The organism is Chrysiogenia bacterium, assembly GCA_020434085.1.
Classification (GTDB): Bacteria; JAGRBM01; JAGRBM01; order JAGRBM01; family JAGRBM01; genus JAGRBM01.
On sequence record JAGRBM010000055.1, the window covers coordinates 1 to 6653 of the forward strand.

At 66.6% G+C, this 6653-nt stretch carries 4 protein-coding genes; 3 read left to right on the plus strand and 1 reads right to left on the minus strand.

Annotated elements, in window-relative coordinates:
* A partial coding sequence (locus KDH09_01870; GenBank protein MCB0218416.1) for a response regulator occupies window positions 1–899 on the minus strand: 899 nt, incomplete at its 3' end.
* A 149-nt stretch (window positions 900–1048) separates the two neighbouring features.
* Between KDH09_01870 and uvrC the strand changes: the two genes are divergently transcribed.
* The 3 genes from uvrC to KDH09_01885 are packed head-to-tail and all read left to right on the plus strand — an operon-like array spanning window position 1049 to window position 6489.
* The gene (gene uvrC / locus KDH09_01875) at window positions 1049–3013 is read left to right on the plus strand and encodes an excinuclease ABC subunit UvrC (protein ID MCB0218417.1); all 1965 of its coding nucleotides are present in this window, start codon (window positions 1049–1051) and stop codon (window positions 3011–3013) included.
* A complete protein-coding gene (locus KDH09_01880; protein ID MCB0218418.1) occupies window positions 3010–4071 on the plus strand; it encodes a flippase-like domain-containing protein in 1062 nt (353 codons plus the stop codon). Before uvrC ends, KDH09_01880 begins: the two co-directional genes overlap by 4 nt.
* Window positions 4072–4131: 60 nt before the next feature.
* Window positions 4132–6489, plus strand: a complete 2358-nt coding sequence (locus KDH09_01885) for a ComEC/Rec2 family competence protein (GenBank protein ID MCB0218419.1) — start codon at window positions 4132–4134, stop codon at window positions 6487–6489.
* Window positions 6490–6653: the final 164 nt, after the last annotated feature.

Here is a 6653-nt window from a genome sequence, read left to right on the forward strand (position 1 = left end):
ATCTCACGGGTGCGGCCCTCGGCGTGTTCGCTGGGCTCGTCGGTCGTGCGATCGAGAATGCGGGTGTCGAGGTAGCCGCCGGCGGACTTGCGAAGACGCCGGTAGGAATCGGAGAGGCGGCTGTAGAGTTCCATCCGGGATTGCGCGCGCGCAGTGGTGCGGCGCGCGCTGCGTCCGATGGGAACCAGCTCGGAGACCTCCGTGCGCAGCTTCTCACGACCGGCGGGAATCTCCATCATGGCGAACGGGTAACCGGCCAGCAGCTTGCCCGCGCGCGGCAGGTCCTGACGATACTTGGGAGTCAGGATGATGGCCGGAACCGTCCAGCCCGCGTCGTAGAGTTCGCGAGCGACCTCGATGCCCTCGGCGTCGCCGACATGGGCTGCAATGATCAGCGCGTCCGGACGAGTTGATGTGGCCGCCAGTCGCTCAAAGAGCTGGGCGCGAGAGCTGACTTCCTCGGTCTCCGCAAAGCCGCGCAGCAGGCCGGCTACCGAGCTGCGACTGAGCGCGTCGGCGTCGACGACGACGACACGCAGCCCGCGCTTGCGCTCTGCCATCGCGAGAATCGTGTTGGTTGAATTGAAATATTCTTCGCCGACTGCGTGGAGATCCACGTCGACGCGGTACTCGGTGCGACCGGCCGCCGCGGCATCTTCGCTGGCGACGCACTGGCGCACGATGCCGCCCACCCAGGAACTCGACGGAAAGGGCGGGGCCAGTTGCAGCTCCACCCACGAGCCGGGCTCGACCGAAGCGCCAACGCGCATGGTCAGGTCCGAAAAACTCACGCGGCAGATCTCTACGCGGCGTTCGCGGCGGCCGGAGGTCAGGGACGCCGGACACTGGATGTCCGCCGAGAACTCCTGGGCAATCGCCGGGGGAGCCGGAACCGTCATCTGCTGCGTATTCTCAGTTGTCTGGCTCAAAGTCACTGGTACCATCCGCCCCTGCAGGCGCGGCAGCCTATTCCATAGATACCCGACCTGCCAAGAATCCCCCCAACTGACTTCGAGGCTCGGGCCGGGCTCTCTATACTGCACTTCGCATGCTGAACGACACACCACAGGATAGCACGAAAGAGCGCCTGGAGGCACTGGCAGCCTACGCCGCGGAGCTTCCCACCGACCCGGGGGTCTACCTGATGAGGGGCCCGCGTGGTGAGGTGCTGTACGTCGGAAAGGCCAAGAACCTGCGAGCGCGGGTCCGGACCTATTTTGGGCCCAAACATGATGGCAGAGTGCACATCACCTACCTTTTGCGTCGCGTCGAAAAAGTCGACGTTGTTGTCACCCAGACTGAAAAAGAAGCGGTGATTCTTGAGAACACCCTGATCAAGAAGCACAAGCCCCGCTACAACATCATCTTCCGTGACGACAAGACCTACCTGCACGTCAAGCTCTCGGTGCAGGATGAATGGCCCCGCATCTACAAGGTGCGCCGCCCGACCAAGGACGGCTCGAAGCTCTTCGGCCCCTACGCCTCGGCCTACTCACTCAAGGAAACCCTCGAAACGCTGCAGCGCGTCTTTCCGCTGCGCACGTGCAGCGATCACGAACTGCGCAACCGCACGCGCCCGTGCATCGAGTTCGAGATCGGCCGCTGCCTGGCGCCCTGCGTGGGGAAGGTCAGCCACGAAGACTACGGTGAGCTGGTGCGGCAGGTGGAACTCTATCTCTCGGGACGCCGCGAGGAACTCATGCGCCGGCTCAAGGCGGAGATGCACGAAGCCTCCGACCGGCAGGAATACGAGCTCGCCGCGCAGATGCGCGACCGGTTGCGCGCGATCGAGGACACGCTCGAGCGACAGGAAGTCGTGAGCAACGACGACATCGACCAGGACGTCATCGCCACCCAGGACATGGGGCACGAACTGTGGATCCAGATTCTCTTCGTGCGAGGCGGCAACGTGCTCGAAACGCACGGCTACGCACTTGCGCGACAGGGCTTCGAGCTTCCCGAGATTCTCTCGCAATTTCTCGTCCAGTACTACTCGGACGAGCGCCACCCCGTGCCGCAGGAAGTGCTCGTGCCCTGCGCCATCGAGGATGAAGAGCCCATCCGCGAAGTGCTCGAAGAGCGCCGCGGCGGACGGGTGCAGATCGTTCGTCCCCAGCGCGGCCACCGCAGCGCGCTGGTGGCCATGGCGAAAAAAAACGCGCAGGAAGCAGTCGCCCTTCGCTACGAGGCCTCGGAGCGGCAGGAGCGCGTGCTGCGCCAGCTTCAAAAAGACCTCGACCTGCCGCGCCTTCCCCGGCGGATTGAATGCTTCGACATCTCCCACATGCAGGGCGGCAACACCGCGGCATCGATGGTGACCTTTGTAAACGGTGAGCCCGAAAAGCGGCTCTACAAGAAATTCGAAGTGCGCGGGGTCAATCCCGGTGACGACTACGCCGCCATGAGCCACGTCATCGCGCGGCGCTACCGCAGGGCGATTCCCGAAAGCCCGGAGGAAGAAGTTTCCGAGAAAGACGCGCTGCCCGACCTCATCATGGTCGACGGCGGCAAGGGCCAGCTCCGCATGCTCGAAGAAGTGCTGGGCGCGCTGGGTATCACGAAACTCGAAAACGCCCCGGCGCGCATCTCGCTGGCCAAGTCCCGTGTGCAGGGGGCCGGCAACAAGCAGGCCGAGTTCGGGCGCTCCGACGAGCGCGTCTTCGTGCCCGGACGCAGCGAGCCCATCGTGCTTCAGCAGGACACGGCGCCGCTGCACCTGCTCGCCCACCTGCGCGACGAATCCCATCGGTTTGCCATCACCTATCACCGCAAGCTGCGTGCCAAGGCGAAGTTTCGCAGCGCCCTGGACGACATCGAAGGAATCGGCAAAAAGCGACGAACCGAACTGCTCAAACATTTCGGCAGCACCAGCGCGGTAAAAACGGCTACATTGGAAGAACTCGAGGCCGCCCCGGGTATGAACAAACGCGTGGCCCGCGAGGTGTGGTGCCACTTCCACGGCCCCTTGCCGGAGACGGCAGCCGAACCTGAAAAGGACAACAAAGAGGCGTGAGCGAACACGACCCGATCCACCTGCTCGAAGAACTGCAGGTAGAAGAGACCGCGCGCCCGGCATGGCAGCGGCACCTGCAGACGCTGGTGGTGATCATCGTGGCGGCGCTTCTGCTGTGGTGGTGTTTTTCCCAGGTGGAACTGGAGAAGATGCTTGCCGAACTCGAGCGCGCCAACATCCCGCTCTTTATTGCGGCGGTGAGCTGCGGTCACATCTCGCTGTATCTCGTGCAGATGTTTGCGGTCTATGCCTCGCTTCGCGCGGTGGGATTCTCGGGCAAACTGCGACCTTTCTTTCTTGCCACCAGTGCGCTGCAGCTTCCGGGCGCAGTGCAGGTCCATCTGGCGAGTGCGGGGCTTGTTGCCTACAACAAACGTCGCCACGGCCTGCCCATCGCAAGCACCGCGGCCGCGGCGATGTTCGTCTACTTCTCGGACGCGAGTATCTTTGCCCTCGCCATCGGCGCTGCCGGGCGGGCGGTCGGTGGGCCCTACGCGACCTACCTGCCGGTCTTCGGTGCGGGGCTGATCGCGATGCAGCTTTTTGCCGTCGCGTATTTGCGCGGGCGTTTCGATTTCATCCTGCCACGCTTTGCGATCAAACCACGCGAGTGGGGACTGCTTCGCCCGCTGACGCAGATCACGGCGAAAACCTGGGGGCGCCTCGTCGCGATGCGCCTGCTGGTGTTTGCAGCGATGGCGCTGCCCAGTGCGGTCGGGCTGCGCGCTTTCGGGGTGGACGTGCCCATCGGGTTTCTTGCCGCAGCCATTCCGCTCGGCCAGTTTTTGGGAAATGTCCCGGTTGCCTTCGGCGGCTTCGGGACGACCCAGGCGGTGATGCTCAAATTCCTTGGGCCCTACGGAACACGCGAGGCGATTCTGGCCTGGAGCCTGTGCTGGACCGTGGGGCTGATCCTTTGCCGGGCAACGCAGGGGGCGCTGTTCTTCAAGCACGGCGTCAACGAGTTGCTGGCCAAGGAGGCCTCCGAGCCCGTCACCCCGGGGCCGAAGTCCGAATCGGGCGTCCCGATTCCGGACCCGGCGGTGAGCGAGGAATAGCCGCAACGCCTGAGCGGCCCCCAAACGCCGATTTCCCGCCGGCATGCGCTGGCACCGCTCTTGCTCTTTGCTCCCTCCATGGGACTTTCGGGAATCGACCTTCGCCTGCTCTACCGGCTCGCCCCAGCCTTTGTCGTGGGCGCGGGGCTCGGCGTCTATGGCCAACGGGACGTTGCGTTGTTGGCGGCACTCTGTCTGCTCATCCTCGGGATTGCCCTCGGAAAGGCCGAACGCTGGGTCGGCGCGGCGGCCGAAGTGGCGCGCGACTGCCTGGCGCTCGTGCTGCTGCTGTCACTCAGCCTGAGTGCGGGCGCCTTTTACGGAATGCGCGCGCGCCCGGCGGCGGCTCCCGGCGCGCTGGCGGAGCTGGAAGCCGGGACGCTCATGCGCGCCCGCGCGGAAGTCCTTCCCGGCGCGCGGCACCGTCCCAACGGGGTGCGCGTGCCGGTGGTTCTCTCGGAGATGACGCGCACCGATGACGAGACGGCGGTGCCGGGCAAGGCGCGGGCGCTGCTCTACGTGCTTCAGGAGCGCAACGCGTGGATCTACTCGCCGGGTGCGCAGCTTGAAGTGAGCGGTCGCTTTCAGCGGCCCGACAACTACGCCAACCCCGGCACCCATTCCTACGGGGAGTATCTGGAAAGCCAGGGGATCGAGGGGATTCTCTACGCGCGCTCACCCCGGCAGGCGCGCGTGGCGCGCTGGCCCTACGGTGTCACCGTCGAGCTGGCCAAGCGTCGCGATCGTTTTGTGCGCTGGGTGGAGCAGCAGGCCGGCGCTTCGGGCGGCCTCGTTGCCGCGCTGGCGGCGGGTGATCGCTCGCTGGTGAGCGCCGATCTCACCCGTTCGCTGCGCGATGCGGGCCTCAGCCACATCCTGGCAATCTCGGGTCTGCACGTGGCGATCGCGGGCGGCTTCTTTTTCTTTCTGGTGCGCTGGCTGCTCCTTCGATCCGAGCGCGTGGCCCGCGTGCTGCCGGTGCGCAAGGTCGCCGTGCTGGCGGCGCTGCTGGGGGTGACTGCCTATGCCATTCTCTCGGGTCTCTCGGAGGCGACGCAGCGAGCGGGCTGGATGTTCGGCGCCGCGGCGTTGGCGCTCGTGCTGGAGCGCCGCCTGACGGGACTGCGCGCGCTCACGCTTGCGGCGCTCATCATCACGCTGGCCGAACCGCGCGCGCTGGCGAGCATTTCCTTCCAGCTATCTTTTGCCGCGGCGGGGACGATCATTCTGGCATTTTCCTGGCTCTCGGCGCGGCGGAACGATGCACGTGAGGTCGGCGGCGCGGCCGCGCAACAGGAAGACGAAGTCGGGCGGCTTGCCACAATCCGGCGCTACCTGCTGCGCGCGGCGGGCGCGGTGCTGCTCAGCTCGCTGGCCGCGAATCTGGCTACGTGGCCGCTCGTCGCTTTCTACTTCAACCGGGTGAGCCTGAGCGGCATCGCCTCGAACCTGCTGGTGTTGCCTGTGGTGGAGTTGGCACTGCTGCCGTTCTCGCTGCTCAGCGTGATGCTCTGGAACCTGCATCCGCCGCTGGCGGAGGGCGCGCTGCAACTGGCGGTGTGGTCGTCGGATCTGGCGGCGTGGCTGGCAGCGTTGAGCGCGCGGTGGGTGCCGCTGCGTTTCGACCTGCGCGCCCCGCCGCCCGCGCTGGTTCCGACTTACTTCGCGGGCCTCCTGGCCTTCGGCCTCTGGCTTCGGGGGCGCTCGCGGACGATGGCTGTCGCGGGCGCAACGTGTGTCGGGATTTTCCTGTTCGGCTACTTGCTGCCGGGCGGCGCGCCGGACGCGCAGCTCGAAGTGCAGGTAATCGATTCCGGCGGCGCGCGGGTGCGGCTGGCGCGCTGGCCCGACGGGCGCAGCGCGCTCATCGACCTGACCAGCTCGCGCTCGCGCTTTCCCTACTACGAGCGCGCGGTGCTCCCCGCGCTGCTCGCCGCCGGGGCCGGGGAGGTGGACCTGCTCGTCGTGGGGCCCGGCGGCGTAGCGCGCGAGGGGGCGCTCGCCTTCTATCGCGAGCGTCTTGACCCCGAGAGCGTGTGGGACCTGGGCGAGGCACAGGAAGGCGAAATGCCCGCGCGCACCTGGCCGAGCCAGGCGCCGCGGGTCCAGCTCTCCGCAAAGGGCGGCCGCGCGCGGCGCGGCTGGGCGGTGGTCATCGGCGGGGAAGGGCAGGCCCGCTACGTGCTCGACGGTGAGCCCGGTTACTGGCCCACCGCATGGACGCAGCTCTGGGAGCCCCGCCATACCGTGCTCGACTTCGCCCCGCGCGCGCTGGCGCTGGGATCGAACCGCTGGCTCGTCGGCCGCGTGGACCCCGCCGTCATCGTGGGCACGAAGAGCGAAGGACGCGAGTCCGTGACCGGCGGCTGGGCCCGGCTTCGTTTTGAGGAGGGGAGCGTCGAGGTGGTGCGGCGCTAATTCGTCCGGTCCCCGATGTAGTCGGCCAGCGCGAGCAGGGGCTCGGCGCGTTTGCCAAAGGGGGCGAGTTCCTTCTTGGCCTGCGCGATCAGGCGGGCGGCTTCCTTGCGGGACTTGTCCAGCCCCATGAGTTTGGGGAAGGTGGACTTGTCGTGTCCCTCGTC